Raw genomic sequence first — 19413 nt, forward strand, 5'->3', positions numbered from 1 at the left:
GGAGCTACACTAGTGTAATCTTCCCTTGGAAACCGAGGTCGAGTGCCGGATGCCCGCTCCCCTCGTCGCTTCGGTTCGTAATGATTTCGCTTAATTGATCAAATTCGCATACTTTGAGCAGCGAGGACTCGCCTACCTTCGTCCGGTCTACCAGCGCGATCACTTCCTTGGACTGCGCGATGAAAGCTTGCTTCACTGCCGCTTCCTCTACGCTGTAGTCCGTCAAGCCGCGCTCTTTGTTCACGGCTGCAAGGCCCAGGTAATACCGATCGAAGTTGAACTTTTTGATCGTGTCGATCGCGACGCTTCCTACCATAGACATTTCATTGAATCGTATAAGTCCGCCAATCATGTACACATGGAGATTGCTTTTCGACAAGATGGATGCCACCTGGAAGGAGGAAGTAAATACAGTGATGCCCCTCCTCTTGACGAGCGCTTTCGCAAGCTCGGCCGTCGTCGTGCCTACATCCAGAGCGATGACCTCTCCCTCGCGAATTTGGTCGGCTGCATATTGGCCAATCCTCCGCTTAAGGTCGTGGTTCTTCTTCTCCCGCTGGACGAACAACGGCTCTGCCCCCTGATCAGGTAGCGCAGCCCCGCCTCTCCGCCTTGAGATGACGCCTTTCTTCTCCATCGCGACCAGGTCGCGCCGTACCGTCACTTCCGATACGTCAAGAGACACGGCCAGCTCTTCAACGGTAAGCGGCGAATTCTCATGCAATAAGCTGATGATTTGCTTCTCTCTTTCAGTTGACATTGCAATCAATCTCCTCGTCTGTATAATATCACATCAATCAAAATAGAATCAATAATTATCATAAATTGATCATAATAAATCTTAAAACGATCATAAACAATTCTCAGACAAATGTAAACCCTTTCATCGCTAAATCGACACATCATTTCGCTAAAAAGGGCAGGAAAGAGACATTTCCTGTGTATTCCTTGTAAGACCCCCATTCTTTTGTTTACATTTAAAAGAAATTTCAGAGCTTTTGTCGCTTAATATGAGTTTGTATCCTTCCTGCGCAATAAAAAGAATGATCATATTGAAGTTCAATTTGATCATTCTTTGTTGAGTTTTGATCATTCAATTTGATCACAGCTTATTGGTTTAACCAGACACTTTTTCGAGCCATATATCCTTGAAATCGATCCAGCCTAGCGGATTGACGCCAATTCCTTTAATATGCGGATTGTAGAACATCTGATATTTCTTATGAAGCAGGAAAAGAACATGCGTCTCGTCCCGCAGCTTATGCTCGATATCCATCAGCTCGCTCCACCGCTCATCCGTTCCCCGGCAGGCTAGCGCATTATCGATCTTCGCCTCGACCCACTCCAGCAGCTCCGGGTCCAGATGCTCGCGCAGGAAATTGCCCGTCTGCTCGAACAGCTCGATCATGCACACTTCATCCTCAGCAAATACAACGCAATACAGCAGACAATCCGCGTCAGACAGCACCTTTCGCTCGCGAATGCTCATCCAGTTCTCCAAATAAACCTCTACGGCAATGCCGTGCGCGGTCAGCTCCCGCTGCAGCCAGCGCGCGTCCTTATCGTGGATGCCGTAAGTCGCAATCTTAATGATTTCTCCCTGATAGCCGGATTGCTTCAGCAGCTCCATTGCCCGCTCTACATTTTGGCAAGTAGCGCCTTTGTAAGACGCCTCGCCAGGATAGAAGCCGCTGGCCGGGTGCATCCGGTCTTCCCCGAGCTCGGCAACCATCCGATAGCGGTCTATTAAGAGATCGACCGCCTTGCGGAAGTGAGGGGATTGCTGAGGCCCGCTCTTGCAGCGGTTCCAGGTAAGCAGGCTGCAGCCGTTGGAGACGCTCTCGACCTTCTTCCAGCCCTGCGCCGGCTTGAAATCCTTGGAATCATGATCAATCAGCAGCTGATTCCAATTCTTCGCGAAGGCCGCCGTATCCTCCGGCATTGTGACAATAATGACCCCGTCAAGATGCGCCCTCCCCTGGAAGTAATGCGGATTGGCTTCCATGATAAAGCGGTCCGCTGTCCACTCGACGAAGCGGAACGGACCAGTGCCGACCGGACGCTGCCAGAACTGTTCATTCTGCTCCACAAGATCATGCGGAACAATCGACATGCCCGGCGAGCACAAGTAACGGAGCAGCAGCCAATTCGGCTTCTCCAGCTTGATCGTTACGGTGCGCGGCCCTCGCTTCCTGATTTCGGTAATCGAGCGTACGAACCAGCCAGACGCGGAGCTGCCTCTCAGCCGCTCCAGGGAATAGATCACATCCTCTGCCTCCAGGTCGCGCCCATGGTGGAATGCAATGCCTTTCCGCAGATGGAACGTCCACTCCTTGCCCTCCTCGTCATGCTCCCACGCATGCGCAAGCGAAGGAATAATCTTCTCCGTCTCGCGATCATACTTGACCAGACAATCGAACAGCTGCCTAACCATATGCGCACTAAATGCAAAATACAAATCCTTCGGATCAAGGGTCAAGATCGGGCGATAGACCGGAAGCCGGAGCAAATCCGCCTCCAGATCGTCGATCAGCTCCGTCCGGTATCCGAAGTGGCTGTTCATCCATTCCACGAATTGATGCCGCACCCCTGTACCGTCCCCGTAGCTGTCAATCAGCTCGAACGCATGCTTGTATTCGCCCTTCGACGCATAATGCTGGGCCAATTCCAGCAGCTTCTTCTCTTTCGGGTACAGGAAGGTCACCTTGGAGCGGTTGCCGCGGCCGCGGCCGGCTTGCCAATGGATGAACCCTTCCTCCTCCAGCTTGCGGACGATAAACTTCACATTCCGTTCCGTGCAGTACAGCGCTTCAGCGAGGCCCTCCAGCGATACTTCAATCGGCTTGCCTGAGCCGACCGACTCCGCAACCTTGCTGTACATCATCAAATACCGTTCTTCGCTAATCATGACGATGCCCTCCTCTAGAGGCAATGTATGTAAAAGGGGAAATAATCTTCTTCGATTATACACTTTTTCTACCCCTTTTGCGAGCGCATAATGGGATTCATATACAGGAGAACAGGAGTGGTGACGATGTTATGGCATGATTATGTACCCAGCCAATTGTGGAAGGATAGAATAGCGGAGCAGGAGAGGAAAGCGGAGCTGGAAGCGGTCCAAGCAGAACGAGGAGCGCCCGGGGAGCTGCCAAGCAAAAAAGAACGTTCCAAAACGGAGGGCTCTTTGCTGAAACGAATCGGCTTCATATAATAGAGTTAACCGAATACTAAAAATCCCATAGGCAAAGGAGCGCCATACATGCATACATCGCCATCTATTCAATTGCTGCCTCAGTTAACCTCAGATCAAATCGCCGAGCTGTCAGACATGCTTCAGGACGTCGTCGCGGACGGCGCCTCCATCGGCTTCCTCTCTCCCTTGTCGCGAGAAGAAGCGGAACATTATTGGAGAAATGCGGTCGACTCCGGTGTCTTCTTATGGGCTGCCTATGTGAACGGCAGAATAGCCGGCACGATTCAACTGCAGCTTGCCATGAAGAAAAACGCCACGCACCGTGCTGAGATCGCCAAGCTGATGGTTCATCCGTCCGCGCGCAGACTTGGCATCGCAAGGGCGCTCATGCATGCGGCTCACGAACAAGCCAAGCGGGAAAAGCGAAGCTTGCTTATTCTGGATACGCGGGCAGGCGATCCCTCTAACGATCTCTACAAGTCACTCGGCTATGCGGAAGCTGGACGCATCCCCGGATTCGCCCGTTCATCCGATGGCGGATTCGATGCAACGGTTATCTACTATTTGAATATTTAAGACACACTTGTCTTAGAAGGCTAACTTCTATACCGATTATGCATAACCAGCCTCTTCCCGTTCATCCTAATTGGATGGAGGTGAAGAGCATGTCCGGAAGAAACAATAAGCCTGACAATGATGGTCCTGCAGCAAGCCCGTCCAGACTGGATCAATTCGGCGACAAGCTGGCTGACGACACGAAGGCGTCGCCCAAGCAGGTTCGCAATAGCGAGAAGCCAGCCAATTAACCCGTAACGAAGAAAAGGAGCGCCGCATTGGGTATGAACCCCCGGCGCTCCTTTTCTGTTCCGGCGTCAGCCGAAGAAGTAGCTAATGTAGATCATAACGAGCAAGCCGCCAATGAAAGAGTAGGTAGCCGGTCTTTCATACCCATGGCTATGCGATTCCGGTATAAGCTCCTTGTAGACAATGAACAGCATCGCCCCGGAAGCGAAAGCGAGTCCGTAGCCGATCAGCGCTTCAACATAGCTGGCGGCAAAATAACCGACTATCGCAGAAACGACTTCCACAAGACCCGTCAGCGTCACGATCAGCATCAGCTTTAGCTTGCTGACTCTCGACTGTGTGAGGAAAATGGCAAGGACCAGTCCCTCAGGCATGTTCTGCGCGCCGATAGCGATCGCAACCATCGGTCCCAAGCCTTCATTGGAGCTGGCATAGCTGAAGCCGGTGCTAAGTCCTTCAGGAATGTTATGTATAAATAGCGCGATAATAACAAGCAGAGACTTGGAATCGAAGGCGCTGATTCCCCTCTTCTGCTCAATATCGATATGCGGAATGTTCTTTTCCAGCAGATCGAGTACGACCACTCCGATTATCAAGCCGACCGTTAGCGGAATTAAGCCCGATTCATTCAGCGCCTGCGGCAGCAGGCCGAAGGTGGAGGCAGATACCATAATTCCTGCTGTAAAGGCGATCAATATATCCTTCCACTTCTCCGACAACGAGCGGACGAACAAGAGCGGCACGGCGCCGAGCACCGTTGCCATCGCGGAGATAAAGCTTCCCAGAAGCGCAGCTGTCATGGTGTATGGCTCCTTATCGATGTAATTGCTTCAGAAAACACAGATCCCGTTCATGAATGAAATGTCCTTCGTAGGTGGAAGGCACATGCTTCTCCAGAAGCTGAATGGCTTCCTTCAAGGAGCGCCAGCTCAGCGCCTCACCTTCGGCAGGTTCAGCAGGGCAGCTTGCATCTTTAACGCTTGCCTGAACTTGACCAACATAGCCGTAAGAGAATTGAAGCAGCTCCCGCTCATCCCGGTACTCAATGACAAGGCCGATGTCATCCGTCAGCTCGACTTCCGCTCCCAATTCAGCCCGGGCTTCCCGCTGCATCGCCATCTTCATCGTCTCAGACGCTTCGATGCCGCCCCCTGGCAGCTTATAATAATTCCCTTCCTTCCGGTGCAGGAGCGCCACTTCATATCGGGCGTTGAAAATAATGCCTCTTACCGCCCGGCGCATCCAAAAGTTGCCGCCGTGGCGGCGCGAGGTAGCATCGCGTCCGCTTAGACCCAGATCACGCTCATAGATTTCCCTCAGCAGCTCCATCACATACAGATCCTTCCTGTCGATTCTTGATCCTATACGGAGATTAATGCTTCATGCCTTCTGCCAGCATGTTCAGAAAGTACGGCAAGCGGTCCGGATGACAAGCAATCAGGCATGGCTGGTCAGCCGCTCCCGAGAACGGATTGCCCTCGAAGTCCGTTACGGCCGCCCCCGCTTCCAACGCAAGCAGAATGCCGGAATACAAGTCTTCCCCCTCCGAATGATAGACGATAATGGCATCAAGATCGCCCCTGGCCAGCATGCTCCACTGCAGTGTTGGCGCCCATAGCCGCATCATTCTTTTCGTGCTCACATCAATATAATGCCGCAGCTGCACGGCTTCTTCGCGCTGCTGAACGGCATGACCCTGAATCCAGCCCACTTTGGCTTTGGTGAAAGCCCGCGACGGATTCATGGAGACGGGGAGTTGATTGCATCTTGCTCCTTCACCGGCGGCTGCCGTATACAACCGGTCAGTAATCGGCTCATAGATGACCGACAATACCGGTTCGTTTTGCCGCATAAGCGTTATGGAGACGCCGAACAAGGGCAGTCCCGCCGCAAAATTGTTCGTGCCGTCGAGCGGATCGACAAGCCATTGCCACTCGCTCTGCTTGCCGTCGTCTCCCGCTTCCTCCGACCGGATCGCATGATCTGGGAAGACGCTGCGCAGCTTCGATAGAATGATAGCCTCCGCTTCATGATCCACTTCAGTCACCACATCTCCGTGCTCATCCTTCTCCTCTATGCGAAGCAACGAGCCGAATCGTTCCTTAATATATCTGCCTGCCTCGTAAGCGGCTGCAATCGCCACTTCCTTGGCCATATGCATCATCATTCTTCTTGCTCCTTCTTGTCTGAATAAAAGTGCAGCCGGTTGCCGAATGGATCCGTCACCTGGACGGCTTTCCATTCTTCCGAAAACCCCGGTCGCGCATAACTGTATTGCTTGGCAAGCAGATACTCTTGCCAAGCCTTGGCATCCTCTACTTCTATGCGGATTGCTGCTCCCGGCGTACAATCGCCATGATGCTCAGACAGGTGCAGCACACAGCCGCCCTTCGACACTTGAGCGTACAACGGGAAATCAGGCTCATACCGGTGCTCCCAATCCAATTGAAATTCCAGAAAGGTAAGATAAAACTCCTTCGCCTTGCTCTCGTCGAAGATACGAAGAATCGGCACAGCTCCTTTGAATTCCATATCTCGGCTCCCTCCCCTTCTGGCCCCTCTATATGGGCATATCCCATACGCTTCCACGATTATACATCTTCTTGCTCAATCAAGAAAGAGCTTGTTCTATACGCAGCAGCCCCTCCGGTGCCTGGAGGCTCCGAAGGGGCTGCTTGTTATTGATGCAGTCAGTTAGATCGACACAATTGCTGCCGGCCGTATCGTTTCTTTTCAAATCGTCAAGCTTGAAGCGCTCTGCTGAATGCGACAACTTCCTCATAAGGAAGATTGCCCCCGAAGATATCAAGAGCGCTGCCGATCGTCAGATCCAGCTTCCCGCCGGACAGCTCCAGGAACCGCTCCATATCGGCAATCGATCGTGCTCCGCCCGCATAAGTCGTCGGAATTTGCACCCATTCCGCCAAATCGCGGACCAGCGACTCCTGAATGCCGCTCTGCTTGCCCTCGACATCCACCGCATGAATCAAATATTCGGCGCAATAGCCCTCAAGCTCACGAATATTGGCTTCATTCACTTCAAAATCACTGAATTGCTTCCATTGATTCGTCACAACGAACCACTTTCCGTCCTTCTCCTTGCAGCTTAAATCGATGACCAGACGCTCCTTGCCGACTTCAGATACGATACGGCGGAGATGATCTTCGTTCAGCTTCCCGTCGCGGAAAATATAGGACGTCACAATCACATGCGATCCGCCCTTCTCCAAATAAACAGACGCATTGTCGGCTGTAATGCCGCCGCCGATCTGCAAGCCCCCCGGATAGCGGGACAGCGCCTGCTCCGCGGCAGCTTCATTGCCTGGCCCCAGCATGATTACATGCCCACCCGTCAGTGAGTCCTTCTTGAATAAGTCGGCATAATAGCCGGAGTCGTGGGTGGATACGAAATTTTCAATGATGGCGTCGTTAAGCGTCTCGCCTACGATCTGCTTCACTTTCCCCGCGTGAAGGTCGATGCATGGTCTGAATTTCAACGTCGTTCCTCTATTCTTCAATATGATAGATACAGCTGCTAGTCGCAGCCTCTTCTATTCTGACATAGAGTACCGCATCATCGCAATAAATAGTTCCGTTAACCGTTATTCATATTGGATGAGTCCGTCATATATTCTTTGATTTGATGGGTAATATCAACCAGCATTTCACGCTGCCGCTTGAGCTGTATCCGATCCTGATGCGCGCCTAGAACAAAAACCAATTCCTGAACTAGCGGCTGCGGACAGAAAGCGAGCTCCGACAGCTGTCTCCCAATCTTCTTGTCGCCTTTGAAATATACCCCGTTGACCGCCAGCAGCACCTGCAGCAGCGAATGGAAGGACTGCTGGGCGATGCCCGAGGCATAGACATAATCCCCGCGCTCAATAGCGCTCAAATAATGGAAGTTGTCCAGCCAAAACGTCGACTTCCACCAAAACTGCCGGATAATAGCTTCCCTCAGCTTCTCTGGATATTCGCGCACTTGCTCCTTCCAAGCCGCCAATACTCCCTCATCGTCTGAGAGCGGCTGCACAAAGCTCACTTCCGACAGGCAAATATAGTTAAAATAGCCGCTGAGCGTCCAGAAGGTTGGCTCGACGAATATATGGCCGCTTAAGCAATCCTGAATCGCCTTTTGGTATCCTTCGATCGATTTTACGCTTGTCTCAATCTTCATGCCCCTATAGTAAAAATCCGCGCAACCGCCCCATAAAGTTCCGTCGATATTTTCATCGATATAACAGGGCTGATCCGCATCGGCAATAGCTGATAGGATTGACCGGCGTTCCTCAAGCGGCTTGACCCCATCCGTATAGACGTAGAAATCCAGATCGGAGAATTCATCCATATATCCTTTTGCATAGGACCCGCCAAGCGCGATCACATACCGTCCTGTGAGCATTTCCTTCAAGACAGGCACTATCGCTTCGATCCGATCAATTGCCTCTCCATGCATGTCGCTAACCCCCGCCAATCATAGATAAGATATAAGAGAATTTCTTTTGTATTTTATTGCCGTTCCCAAGCTCCTTCATCGTTCATACGGTAATCCCAATAGACCGAATCTTCTTTCGCGAGATCATAGACGCGTACAATATACGACCCGTCTTCCAGTTGATTCAGCTCCGCCAGATGGCCTTGGCCAAGAGACATCCCTTCCAAAAATGACTGGCTTATCTCCATTGTCCCTTCGTTCCATCGCAGGAGAAAAAGATCAGGAGCATTGTTGCCCAGTCCTTCAAAGATGAGCAGCATCTCGTCTATGCCGTCTCCATCCATATCAGCCATTTGCAGCCGTCCCCAAGCATCAAAGAAATACATCCCTGTAGCATCATCTCCATGAATAAACAGATACTTATATAGCCCTGACCCTGTCGCTAATAGCGGAATTCCGCCTATCAGCTTGACATCTTCTGAACCCGGAACAGCTTGATCTATCTTGCACAGCCCTATACACGAGTCTTGCGTCTCTTTCTCCAAGTGGGGAAGCAGCTCAAGCATAGGATATCGCTTGTCTCCCCACTGCAGCAGCCCATTTATAGCGTCCACAGCTTTATCTTCCGACGCTGGAGTGTGATAAAGATGAAAGACTGCTTCTTGCTCCGCTATCTGACCGAAATCCATGGATTGCATGCTCTGCCAGTCCGCTCCTGCCTCTCCTTCCGTCAACTCCGCAACATCGAGCTTTCGGTAAGACAGCTCAAGCTTCGCCCGAAATTTCCCGTCAGGCTGCTCTGGAGCTGTCTCAGGCGATGGAGGAACAGGCGGCGCGGATGGGGCTTGCCCGATCTTCTTCACCTTGCGTGCTCCCCCTTGACTAGGGAAAGAATGATTGACCCCGCCTTGAATCCAATATTGGACGCGGTCGCCGACCTTGTAGCGGGCGGAAGAAGCATTCAGCATAATCGCCGAACCTTCATACTGATCCATGATATCGTTCCAGGACATGCCGAGATACGGCTCTGCCGAATAATCCAGCACGAGAATCTTCTTGCCGTCAGTATGAAAGACTACGCCTTCCCCATCAGGAGACGAGGATGCGCATCCCGCGAGAACGGTCAACAAAACCAAACATAACCAAAACTTCATTTTCATCGGACATGATCCGCCTTTCGGTTTTAGGGTTTGGCAAGCAACTTTATACATGAGCAATCGGGTATAGAGAAAACAAAGGAGTACAGGTAAGTCATGAGGGAATAAAGTGCGGGAAGAGGCGGAAGCTGTCCGGTTTGATCCGAAGCAGCCACCGCATCGCATAAGGTGCAGCAGCGCGCCGCAGTTAAAGGGTGGGTGTGTGAGGCTGGAACAAATTGCGATTCAAATCAATCATCAGGCGCTGCAATAACAAGATGATGTCACTTCAATGCCATAGGGACAAGATGCTGGAAGATCAGCTCTCTCGCCCATTTGGCGTCGTTGCGTTTCGTTATTTTTTTCCGTATGACAATGGTAAGACCTAGTGAAGGGATGTTCATCAGATGCTGGCCGCCATGTCCGAAGGCAAAATAACAATCGGCGCATCCATTGAAGGGTTCAGGTGAAATCCACCAGTGGTAGCCGTATCCGCCATAGATCGGCGGTTCGTAATGAAGCAGTCCGCGATGATGAAGGGCGGTGGATTGCTCAATCCAGGAAGGCGATACAATCTCCGCCCCGTTCCATCTTCCGCCTTGCACATACATCATGCCGATCTTGGCGAGATCATGACCGTATAAGGACAGTCCCGTGCCTCCTTCGCTGATGCCGTTTTTTTCGGACCAGCGGGCAGCCTCGAAGCCAAGCGGCTGGAACAGCCGTTCCTTGGCATAATGAACGGCTGATTTCCCCGTTGCCGCAGTCAGAATGGCGGAGAGCAGATGCGAGCCTCCTGAGTTGTAGGTGTAAGCATGGCCTGGCTCATGGATAACCGGCTTAGCCAATGTATATGCCACAGGGTCGGCGGAAGCCCGCATCTCCTTATAGGGCTTGTCAAAGTCAGGCCATTCGAAGCCCGGAGTCATGGTGAGCAGGTGCTTAATCGTGATGGACCGGCGTAACTGCTCGTCCAGCTCTGACACATCCAAATAATCGCCGATCGGCTGATCGATGCTGCCGATCTCGCCCCGATCCAGCGCTATGCCGATTAAAGCGGACAGTACGCTTTTGGTAATGGAATACAACGGGCCAAGCGAATCGGACCCTCCATCATGCCAATCCTCCAGCAGCTCCCCGTCGCGGTAGACGATAGCGGACTTGATCCGCCATTCCTTTGCAAGCTGAATCGTTTCATCACTCATCAACATAGCCATGCCGTTACGCCTTTCTCTGTTACTCATCATGATGCGTGATTGCCAGCCTGGAGCGGTTCTTCCTGGGCCTGTCTCGGCGTCACGAAGGACAGCAGCAGGACAGCGACTGAAAGCCATGCAACCCAGACAAAGATATGATGAAGACTAGACTCCAGCATAGCGGGATCAATATCGTTCGCTGTACCCGTATGCAGCATCAGGCCAAATACAGTAATGCCGATGGTCTGGCCCAGCGTACGAATGAAGTTATTGCTCGCAACAGCTGCGCCGCGCAGCTCTCTTCCAACTGCCGATGTAACGGCAACCGTCAATGCTGTCAGCGTCAGGCCGAAGCTGATTCCTGACAGGAATGTATAGAACACCAGCAGCCAGATCGACGAGGAGCCGTCCACCAGAGCAAAGCCTGCATTGCTGACCAGCAGGAAGCATGCCGAGATGATGCAGATGGCTCGCAAGCCTGTCTTGGCAATCATATTGCCCGCCACGATGGAGCCAAGCGGCCAGGCAATCGATAACGGAATCATCAGGATGCCGGAAAAAGTAGCCGTCTTGCCGTATACCCCCTGGAACCAGAGCGGCAAATAAAAGATAACGGCGACATTAATGACGCATAGGATAAAGCTGATCAAATTCGCCATGGAGATCAGTCGGCTTCGGAATAGCTGAAGCGGAATGATCGGCTCCGGCGACCGCTTCTCAATCCACAGAAACCAAGACAGCAGCGCAGCGGACAGTATGAACAGCACTGTCGTCACCCAGCCCCCTTGAGCCTCTCCTCCCTCGCCGCGAACAAGCGACATGGCATAGAGGAAAAAGAACATGCCTACGCTAAACACAATAATCCCTGGAAAATCGATATGGCGTTTTTTCTTCTCCAGCTTTTCTTTCATAAAGCGAGACAACAGGATGAGCGCTGCTATGCCAAAAGGCAGATTCATGTAGAAGATCGCTCTCCAGGATACATAATCGACAAGCAGACCGCCAAGCAGCGGCCCGGAAATACCGGCAATCCCCCAGATGCTGGACATCCAGCCCTGGACCTTGGCGCGTTTCTCGAAAGGATACAGATCGCCTATAATCGTATATGGAATCGTAGTGAGCGCACCAGCTCCAAGCCCTTGCAGCGCCCGGAACCAGATCAGGCCGGTCATGGACTGAGCTATGCCAGAGAGCATCGAGCCTGCCAGGAAGATGAGCGCGCCGATGATGAACATTCTTTTGCGGCCGTACAAATCTGATAATTTGCCATAGATCGGGGTTGTAATTACGGTTGCGAGCAGATAGATGGAGATAATCCAGCTGTACTGCTGGACGCCTTGCAGCTCGCCAGTAATACTGGGCATAGCTGTGCCGACGATTGTGCCTTCAATAGCAGCAAGAAAAGTCGCTACGAACAGAGCGACTGTAATTTTCGTACGGGATGATTCAGTTGCTTCTTCCTTCATCGGGTATAAGTCCTTTCGTTACGACACGCAGCTCGATGCCGCTTCCTGGCGCATGCCTCCTTTCGGAATCATGCAGAAGCCGAAGCATTGGCGCATAATGTAGCTCTGGCGCTGCGGCTCCTCCCGCTTCCAAAATTCAGGATCCTGGAACAGCTCGGCAAGAACGCGCTTGGCAGCCTCGCATGCGGCAGCCTCATCGCCAAGCATCGACAAGCATATCGTATATGTAATGGATTCACAGCTGCGGAGAACAGCCACTTTCTGTCCAAATTTCAACATTTTCCCCTTCGCTCCTTCATCTTGCACTAAGCTAGACTAATTATAGCGAAGCTTCGACAGGAAAAAGTTACGAAATGGTTAAATTCGGAACGTCGAGCTGTCTCACGCGTAAGAGTTATATAAAATCAGTGTGATTTATGTTACGCTTATACACTAGATTCCCTTACTCACGAAACTACTGGAGAATAGGAAGAGTGCCTTTACAATGGCTTATGACTTATTGCTGTCCATCATTGAACAGGTTGGATATGTTGCTCTGTTTCTTGTGCTTTGCCTCGGGCTGATCGGCTTGCCGATCCCGAATGAGGCTGTCGTCATGACGGGCGGCGCATTGTCCGCTGCCGACGCGCTTGATCCTGTACCCGCTTACATCATGACCTTCCTCGGCATATGCTCCGCTATGACATTCGGATACAGCATCGGCCGATTCTCGGGCGCCAAGCTGTCCAATTGGTTTCGCCGGAAGAAGAACATCTCCAAGTTTCTAGACAAATCGGAGGAGCTTAGCGACAAATACGGCGGTTATGCGCTTAGCATCAGTCTATGCTTTCCGTTCCTGCGCCATGTAACACCGTATGTCATGGGACTGAACCGCATGAAATTTATGCGATTTATGCTGTTCGCGTATCCTTCGGCTTTGGTATGGACACTGTTCTATTTCATCCTCGGCTCCTTCGTCGGGGACAAGGTTCAAGATCTGTCCAACGAAATTTCCTCCTACGGCACATGGATTCTGATCGTATTGTGTGCCGCCGCCGCAGGGTTTGTCGTATACCGCTATAACAAGAACAAATCGGTCAAACATGATATCGATCATTCCGCTTAATTCCGGTCATGCGCCGGGACGAAGAAGCCCATGTCTCGAGGATGAACCTCTCGGACATGGGCTTTCTTTTTTATGGAGCCAGCTTATCCTTCGCTGCCTGCACCAGCTGATCGAATAGCTCGTCATTCTCCTCCAGCTCGTCCTCCACTTGCTCCAGCTGCTCTTCTTTCCCCGATTCGTTCAAGAAAAATAGCCCGTAGCCCCAATCCGTACCGCGCTTGCTATGTAAGGTTATCTCATACTCATGCGCATGCCCTTCGACGCTGAATTGCACTTTTCCGACATAGCCGTCTTCCTTCGTATAAGTCATCGCTGCATCCATGATGCTCACCGTGATCATCCTTAAGGTCATCCTTTCCGTGCTTGCTGTACAAGAAGCATCTCGTCCATATCGTTAGTAGGATAGCATAGCAGGCCCCAAGGCGCAACCGAATTCATGGCAAGCCGCACTCCGGCGAACGCCTATGTCCATCCCTGCATACATTACAGTACGATAGCCGGCGTTCCGGCTACGTTGCCTGCTGGGAGGATGATCGCGTATGGCTATCCAATTAGCTGCGGTTCACTGGGTTTATCTCGGATTTGTAGTGGCGATTATAGGATTCATGATCATGCGCCGCGATACCACGCTTGTCTGTATAGCAGGCATTCTGGGAATCGGCCTGTTAGCCACCGCTTCGATCGAAGGTTCCGTCAGCGGAATTTTCAACAGCTTTATCTATGCCATCAAGGAATTACTCGGTACGATTCTCATCATTTCCATTATTGTCGCCATGAGCCGAATTCTGATTCGAACAGGCATTAATGAAGTGATGATTGCGCCGTTCACCAAATTCATGAGAACGCCTTCACTCGCCTTCTGGGGTATCGGAATCATTATGATGGTGACTTCTCTGTTCTTCTGGCCCTCTCCTGCCGTTGCCTTGATCGGCGCCGTCCTGCTGCCCGTTGCCATTCGTGTAGGGCTGCCCGCTCTTGGAGCTGCCGTAGCCATGAACCTGTTCGGACACGGGATTGCATTATCCGGCGATTACATCATTCAAGGCGCGCCTAATCTGACCTCTGCTGCCGCAGGCATTCCTGTGAGCGAAGTGATGCGCGCCAGCATTCCGCTTGTGATCGTAATGGGGACAGTCACAACTATAGCGGCGTTCTGGCTGATGAAGCGCGATATACGCACAGGTCGATGGAATGACGGCTTGATTGTTCCGGTGAATGACACCGGCAGCGGAGCTGCCGAGAAGATTGATGAAGGGAAAGATGTGCTGTCGCTGACATCCAAGCGAATTCTGGCTGTCGCCATTCCGATTCTCTATGCGCTGAACGTCGCGGCGATGTTCGCTTTCAATCTGCAAGGCGGCGACGCTACTGCGCTAATCGGCGGCACTTCCATCCTTATTATGCTTGTCATCACGATGATGGCGCATCGGGGCAAAGGACTGGAGAAAGCGACGAGTTATCTCATTGACGGATTTCTCTTCGGCTTCCGGGTATTCGGCCCTGTCATTCCCATCGCCGCATTCTTCTACCTTGGCGATTCCGGCTTCTTCGCGATGTTCGGCGAGAAGCTGCCGGAGGCTTCGAACGGCATCGTGAACGATCTGGGTGTTGCGCTTGCCCATGAAGTGCCGGTCAACGGCATTGTCGGATCCGTCACATTAGCGATTGTAGGCGCCGTGACCGGACTCGACGGCTCAGGCTTCTCCGGCATCTCGCTTGCCGGCACCATCGCCCAGCTCTTCGGGCACGCAATCGGATCGGGCATCGCCACGCTTACCGCACTTGGGCAGGTCGCGGCGATCTGGGTTGGCGGCGGCACGCTTGTGCCTTGGGCGCTCATTCCCGCTGCTGCGATCTGCGGCGTAAGCCCGTTCGAGCTGGCCAGACGCAATCTGAAGCCGGTCGTCATCGGCTTGGTTGTAACCACGATTGTGGCCATGTTTCTTATTTAATCTCCAGCCCTATATGGCAAGGTTCGGACTATCCCTCACATGCTTGTTGGCCTTCTCTTCTTTCTCTGAACGGTGATGATGATGGCTGCTGCAGCCAGTATAGCGGCAAGCCCAACCCATACTACCCACCAGAGCGAAGCCGCAGCTGGATGGCCTGGCCCAGGCGCCGGCGGCACACTGCCAATGCCGAGCTCGGCCAAATCCTGTCCTGCCGCGCTATAAAGCGCTGTTCGGCTGCATAAGCTGACCTCCAGCGAATCGCCCGAATTTCGAGCGTAGACCATATATCTCATGCCCTCTTGAAATTCAAATCCGCAGCTTGCGCTCGACTGTGCCGAGGTGACTTCAATGCTCGGAGACACTTTTCCTTTCCAGATCTCATGCACCTCGAACGCCCAAGTGACCGGATCCGCCGATGATTTGGTGAATAAGCGAACCGGCGCCTTCTTCCCCTTAACCGTGCCATCGAACACAACATCATGGTTCTGCTTCGCCTCGTTCACGCTTCCCGGAAACGCGCAGCTGCATGCGCTCGCCTGCTGGGGGCCGATCGCAAAGCTGCCGAGCAGCACTGCAAAAATGATGCTCATCCATACCAGCTTTCCTGCTTTCATCCGTGTACCCTCCTCTTTCTCTATTCCTCACGGTTTATTAGAGAGACGTTAGATAAAGAAGAAAAGTTTCAAAAAAAAATGTACAGCAGCCTATTTGCACCAAGACAAAAAACGGCCCGATACGACAAAATTGCCGCGTCGAGCCGTTTTTTTAGCGCGAATATTCGCAACCTATTTAAACTGAACTTGCTTCGATTCTTCGACAGGCGCAGCTTTACTTGGCCAGAAAGCGCGTTTGCCCAAAATAGCCGTAATGGCCGGCACAAGAAACGGTCTGACGATAAACGTATCCATTAATACGCCGATCGCGGTGATCAAACCGAACTGGACCAGCACCTGAATCGGCAGGGTCGCCAGTACAGCGAAGGTTGCCGCCAATATCAAGCCGGCCGATGTAATGACTCCGCCCGTCTCGCTTACGCCCTCACGGATTGCTTGGAGCAGCGGCATCGTTTTTCGTTTCTGCCAGATGCTTGAGATCATAAAGATGTTGTAGTCCTCGCCAAGCGCAATGAGGAAGACGAAAGCGTACAGCGGTATGGCGCCCTGAATGGCATCGAAGCCCATCAAATGATGAAGAATGAGCCAGCCAAGTCCTAGCGCGGCTACATAAGACAGCAATACCGTTCCAATGAGATAGACCGTCGCCGTAATGGATCTGAGATAGAGCAGCAGCAATACGGCAATGAGGCCGATAACCACCGGCATAATGACACGGTTGTCACGGTCGGTCAGCACTTTGGTATCATATTGCTCGGCCGTTTGTCCGCCAATCCATACTTGCTCTTGCGCATTGGCAGAACCTGCCTCGCCAAGCGCCTGTTCCGCAGCGGATCTGATATGCGGAATCGCATCCATCGCAGCTTGCGAATACGGATTGATGCTGAGCACGACACTGAAGGAGGCATAAGCGGGATCCACCTCGCTCACTGTCGGCTCAGAGACATGATCGACCTCTTGCACAGCGGCCAGCTTGCCCGCAAGATCGGCTGCTTCGCCATTCTTCACCACGACAGTGACCGGTGCAAGCTCGCCTGGCGCATAGTTATTCTGAATGACTGTGAAACCTTCGCGGGACGGCATATCTTCCGGGAAGGAAGACAGCAAATCATACGTATATTTGATGCCGGTCGAGCTTGCAGCCAGTATGCCAAGCACCGCAATGCAGGCAATTGTGACGGTCCATGGCTTGCTTACGACTAGCTTGCCGACACGGTCGCCGAACGTTTTGCGCTTTTCTTTGGCCTCGTAAGCTTTGCCTTTCTTCGCCGCCCGCTCCTTCTCCATCTCCTCTGTACGCGGGATGAACGGATAGAACGACTTCCTGCCGATGACCGACATGAGCGCAGGGATCAGCGTCAGGCTGGCAATCATCATAATCAGAATGGCAAGGCTGAACGGCACCGCAAAGCGATCATATGCTCCGTATTTGGCAAGCATCAGCGCGAATAAGGAAAGCACAACGGTAAAGCCGCTCATCGCAATCGCCCCGGAGGCTCCCTTGAACGCGCGCACCAGCGCGGCCGATCGGCTGCTCTCCTTGGTCAGCTCCTGCCTAAAGCGTGTGATGAAGAACAGGCAATAATCCGTACCTGCTCCGAACAATAGCACGGTCATAATCGCAATCGCCTGCGAATCAACCGTGATCCACCCCTCTCCCGCCATCCAGCCAAGCAGCGGGCTTGTTACAGCATAGGCGAATCCGACACCGATTAGCGGAATAAAGGCCAGCACCGGCGAACGGTAGATCAGCAGCAAGAGCACCAGAACAAGCAGTACAGTTGCGGCCATCAAGACAAAGTCGGCATTTTGGAACAGGTCAGTCGCATCGATCGAGATGCCGACCGGACCGCTAATGCGGGCGCTTAGATCCGAGGCCCCTTCAATGGGAACGGAGAAAGGATCGGAGCCGACGATCGCCGCCGCCATTTCTTTAATCTTCTCCATGTTTTCCTTCAGCAGCTCCGTCTCGGTCGCTTCAGCGAAGGCAACAGGCTGAGTCAGCGTCGAACCATCCTCCGAAGCGAATTGCTGCACAGCCGGCAGCGGCATCAAGTGCAGAGGAATCAGATCTCCCTGTGCTTCAAGCGGGTTCTCTGCCAGCTCCTTGGTCAACGCCTGAATCGATGCGTAATCCCCTTCGGTAAGCCCGCCATCGCGGTGCCACACGATGAGCGCAGGCACGCCCGCGCCGCTAGGGAAATACTGCTTGATCATTTCATCTGCCAGAACGGACGGGCTATCCGGCTGCAGATTAGGCGCGTTGTTCTTCTCCTTATCTCCGACAGGCGGCAACGAGACCGTCAAGATAGCGGCTAAGGCCACCCAGATCAGAATGGTTACCCACCTTGCATACTTTCCCGCAAAAAAAGCGGCCAGCTTGTTGAACATTCTCTACTCCTCCGTTTCGTTCCATCCAACTTAACGTTATAATAAAATCATATGATGAATTAATTATATATACCCGAAGGTTAATTAATCAACCTATAGTTTTGAATTTTTTTTGAATGGAGGATACGCATTTGCAACCCACACCGCCAAAGCGCAGACCTGGCCGTCCGAAAGCGACCGGCACCCCGCCAACGATGGGACAAATATTGCGTACAGCTTCACAGCTGTTTATGGAGCAGGGATTTGAGAAAGTATCGCTCGAGAGCGTAGCGCAAGCTTGCGGCGTTACGAAGGCCAGCGTCTATTATTACTTCAGCAACAAGTCTGTGCTCTTCACGGAATGCCTGCTTTTTGTGCTAAAGATTGCCCATGACCAGACCGCCTTGATTGTGAATGGACCCGGCACTCTGAGGGAACGTTTGCTTGAGGTCGCAAGAAAGCACATGCGCAATGCGCATATCGACTTCGAATCCATGATGCGGGAAGCATCGCTTGGACTTGACGAAGAACAAATCGACCGTATTCGCGACGGAGAACAAGCGCTTCACCGGCTGCTGGCCAGCGTATTCCAACGCGCAATGGATGAGGGCGAGATCAGGCATAGGGATCCGATGCTGCTCTCACATGTCTTTACAGCTATGATGACGGTGCGCAACCGCAAAGAGATTGTGAACGATTTGCAAACTTTGGAACAAACCTCCTCCGAGATCGTACAATTGCTATGGGACGGGCTCACTCCGCACAAGTGAGCCGCGCCGATGAGATGATGAACCGGAGGTACAACATGTTAAAAACCGCAATCGGCAGACTACGGGTAATCGGTCTATTAGAGGGGTTATCCTTCCTGGTTTTGCTATTCATTGCCATGCCGCTCAAGTATTGGGCTGATTCTCCTGGAATGGTCGCAATTGTCGGAAGCTTGCACGGTCTTTTGTTTGTGCTTTATATTTTGGCTGTTATTCACGTTACGCTCAAGCATCGCTGGTCATTCTGGAAGTTTGCCGCTGCCTGTATCGCCGCTATCCTGCCGTTCGGCCCGTTTGTAGTTGACCGCAAGCTGCTTCGCGACTAAGCCGCAGCATCATTGAGGCATCCGCACTCCCCTCTGGAGCAGTGCGGAT

At 52.4% G+C, this 19413-nt stretch carries 22 protein-coding genes; 7 read left to right on the forward strand and 15 right to left on the reverse strand.

Annotation, left to right across the window (positions count from 1 at the left end; translation table 11 throughout):
* Positions 1–4: 4 nt before the first annotated feature.
* Together D3P09_RS01090 and D3P09_RS01095 are read right to left on the reverse strand one after the other, a co-directional pair.
* Positions 5–760 carry a DeoR/GlpR family DNA-binding transcription regulator gene (locus D3P09_RS01090; protein WP_120106416.1) on the reverse strand — a complete coding sequence of 252 codons (756 nt, stop codon included), beginning with the start codon at positions 758–760 and terminating at the stop codon, positions 5–7.
* A gap of 357 nt (positions 761–1117) precedes the next feature.
* Positions 1118–2908, reverse strand: a complete 1791-nt coding sequence (locus tag D3P09_RS01095; protein WP_120106418.1) for an SgrR family transcriptional regulator — start codon at positions 2906–2908, stop codon at positions 1118–1120.
* A 120-nt stretch (positions 2909–3028) separates the two neighbouring features.
* Between D3P09_RS01095 and D3P09_RS27330 the strand changes: the two genes are divergently transcribed.
* The 3 genes from D3P09_RS27330 (at position 3029) to D3P09_RS27480 (ending at position 3999) form a co-directional block, all read left to right on the forward strand.
* Entirely contained in the window at positions 3029–3211 is a 183-nt protein-coding gene (locus tag D3P09_RS27330; RefSeq protein ID WP_133304957.1) for a hypothetical protein, read from the forward strand.
* A 48-nt stretch (positions 3212–3259) separates the two neighbouring features.
* Positions 3260–3769, forward strand: coding sequence for a GNAT family N-acetyltransferase (locus D3P09_RS01100; protein WP_120106420.1), 510 nt, complete (start codon positions 3260–3262; stop codon positions 3767–3769).
* An 89-nt stretch (positions 3770–3858) separates the two neighbouring features.
* Positions 3859–3999 carry a hypothetical protein gene (locus tag D3P09_RS27480; RefSeq protein ID WP_165867270.1) on the forward strand — a complete coding sequence of 47 codons (141 nt, stop codon included), beginning with the start codon at positions 3859–3861 and terminating at the stop codon, positions 3997–3999.
* Positions 4000–4065: 66 nt separating this feature from the next.
* Here the strand turns inward: D3P09_RS27480 and D3P09_RS01105 are convergent, their stop codons facing one another.
* The 10 genes from D3P09_RS01105 to D3P09_RS01150 form a co-directional block, all read right to left on the reverse strand.
* Positions 4066–4797, reverse strand: coding sequence for a ZIP family metal transporter (locus D3P09_RS01105; protein WP_120106422.1), 732 nt, complete (start codon positions 4795–4797; stop codon positions 4066–4068).
* A gap of 13 nt (positions 4798–4810) precedes the next feature.
* Entirely contained in the window at positions 4811–5326 is a 516-nt protein-coding gene (locus D3P09_RS01110) for an NUDIX hydrolase (RefSeq protein ID WP_120106424.1), read from the reverse strand.
* 43 nt (positions 5327–5369) lie between these two features.
* Entirely contained in the window at positions 5370–6164 is a 795-nt protein-coding gene (locus D3P09_RS01115) for an inositol monophosphatase family protein (RefSeq protein WP_120106425.1), read from the reverse strand.
* Positions 6161–6529, reverse strand: a complete 369-nt coding sequence (locus D3P09_RS01120) for a glyoxalase superfamily protein (protein ID WP_120106427.1) — start codon at positions 6527–6529, stop codon at positions 6161–6163. The genes D3P09_RS01115 and D3P09_RS01120 overlap by 4 nt, the downstream gene beginning before the upstream one ends.
* Positions 6530–6738: 209 nt before the next feature.
* On the reverse strand, positions 6739–7494 hold the full coding sequence (hisA, locus tag D3P09_RS01125; RefSeq protein WP_120106429.1) for a phosphoribosylformimino-5-aminoimidazole carboxamide ribotide isomerase: 756 nt from the start codon (positions 7492–7494) through the stop codon (positions 6739–6741).
* Between the two features lie 98 nt (positions 7495–7592).
* A complete protein-coding gene (locus tag D3P09_RS01130; RefSeq protein ID WP_120106431.1) occupies positions 7593–8453 on the reverse strand; it encodes a nucleotidyltransferase domain-containing protein in 861 nt (286 codons plus the stop codon).
* 53 nt (positions 8454–8506) lie between these two features.
* Positions 8507–9592 carry a DUF3221 domain-containing protein gene (locus tag D3P09_RS01135; protein ID WP_165867271.1) on the reverse strand — a complete coding sequence of 362 codons (1086 nt, stop codon included), beginning with the start codon at positions 9590–9592 and terminating at the stop codon, positions 8507–8509.
* A 260-nt stretch (positions 9593–9852) separates the two neighbouring features.
* Entirely contained in the window at positions 9853–10785 is a 933-nt protein-coding gene (locus D3P09_RS01140; RefSeq protein WP_165867272.1) for a serine hydrolase domain-containing protein, read from the reverse strand.
* Positions 10786–10811: 26 nt separating this feature from the next.
* Entirely contained in the window at positions 10812–12230 is a 1419-nt protein-coding gene (locus D3P09_RS01145; protein ID WP_120106437.1) for an MDR family MFS transporter, read from the reverse strand.
* Between the two features lie 18 nt (positions 12231–12248).
* On the reverse strand, positions 12249–12509 hold the full coding sequence (locus D3P09_RS01150) for a hypothetical protein (protein WP_120106439.1): 261 nt from the start codon (positions 12507–12509) through the stop codon (positions 12249–12251).
* Positions 12510–12714: 205 nt separating this feature from the next.
* Here D3P09_RS01150 and D3P09_RS01155 point away from each other — a divergent pair, with 205 nt between their 5' ends.
* Positions 12715–13335 (forward strand): DedA family protein, encoded by a 621-nt coding sequence (locus D3P09_RS01155; RefSeq protein ID WP_120106441.1) that lies wholly within the window; start codon positions 12715–12717, stop codon positions 13333–13335.
* A gap of 70 nt (positions 13336–13405) precedes the next feature.
* On the opposite strand, the gene D3P09_RS01160 is transcribed toward D3P09_RS01155, so the two are convergent.
* The gene (locus D3P09_RS01160) at positions 13406–13675 is read right to left on the reverse strand and encodes a hypothetical protein (RefSeq protein ID WP_207892431.1); all 270 of its coding nucleotides are present in this window, start codon (positions 13673–13675) and stop codon (positions 13406–13408) included.
* A gap of 199 nt (positions 13676–13874) precedes the next feature.
* On the opposite strand from D3P09_RS01160, the gene D3P09_RS01165 reads away from it, so the two are divergent.
* Complete coding sequence (locus D3P09_RS01165) at positions 13875–15287, forward strand: hypothetical protein (protein WP_120106444.1); 1413 nt, start codon at positions 13875–13877, stop codon at positions 15285–15287.
* 35 nt (positions 15288–15322) lie between these two features.
* On the opposite strand, the gene D3P09_RS01170 is transcribed toward D3P09_RS01165, so the two are convergent.
* Positions 15323–15901, reverse strand: a complete 579-nt coding sequence (locus tag D3P09_RS01170; RefSeq protein ID WP_120106446.1) for a hypothetical protein — start codon at positions 15899–15901, stop codon at positions 15323–15325.
* Positions 15902–16072: 171 nt separating this feature from the next.
* Positions 16073–18292 (reverse strand): MMPL family transporter, encoded by a 2220-nt coding sequence (locus D3P09_RS01175; RefSeq protein ID WP_120106448.1) that lies wholly within the window; start codon positions 18290–18292, stop codon positions 16073–16075.
* 131 nt (positions 18293–18423) lie between these two features.
* Here D3P09_RS01175 and D3P09_RS01180 point away from each other — a divergent pair, with 131 nt between their 5' ends.
* Both D3P09_RS01180 and D3P09_RS01185 read left to right on the forward strand, forming a co-directional pair.
* Positions 18424–19041: a TetR/AcrR family transcriptional regulator gene (locus D3P09_RS01180; protein WP_165867273.1), complete on the forward strand. Its 618-nt coding sequence runs from the start codon at positions 18424–18426 to the stop codon at positions 19039–19041.
* Positions 19042–19076: 35 nt separating this feature from the next.
* A complete protein-coding gene (locus tag D3P09_RS01185) occupies positions 19077–19364 on the forward strand; it encodes a DUF3817 domain-containing protein (RefSeq protein ID WP_120106452.1) in 288 nt (95 codons plus the stop codon).
* The last annotated feature ends 49 nt before the right edge of the window (positions 19365–19413 follow it).

It is taken from the genome of Paenibacillus pinisoli (assembly GCF_003605435.1).
GTDB classification, from domain to species: Bacteria; Bacillota; Bacilli; order Paenibacillales; family Paenibacillaceae; genus Pristimantibacillus; species Pristimantibacillus pinisoli.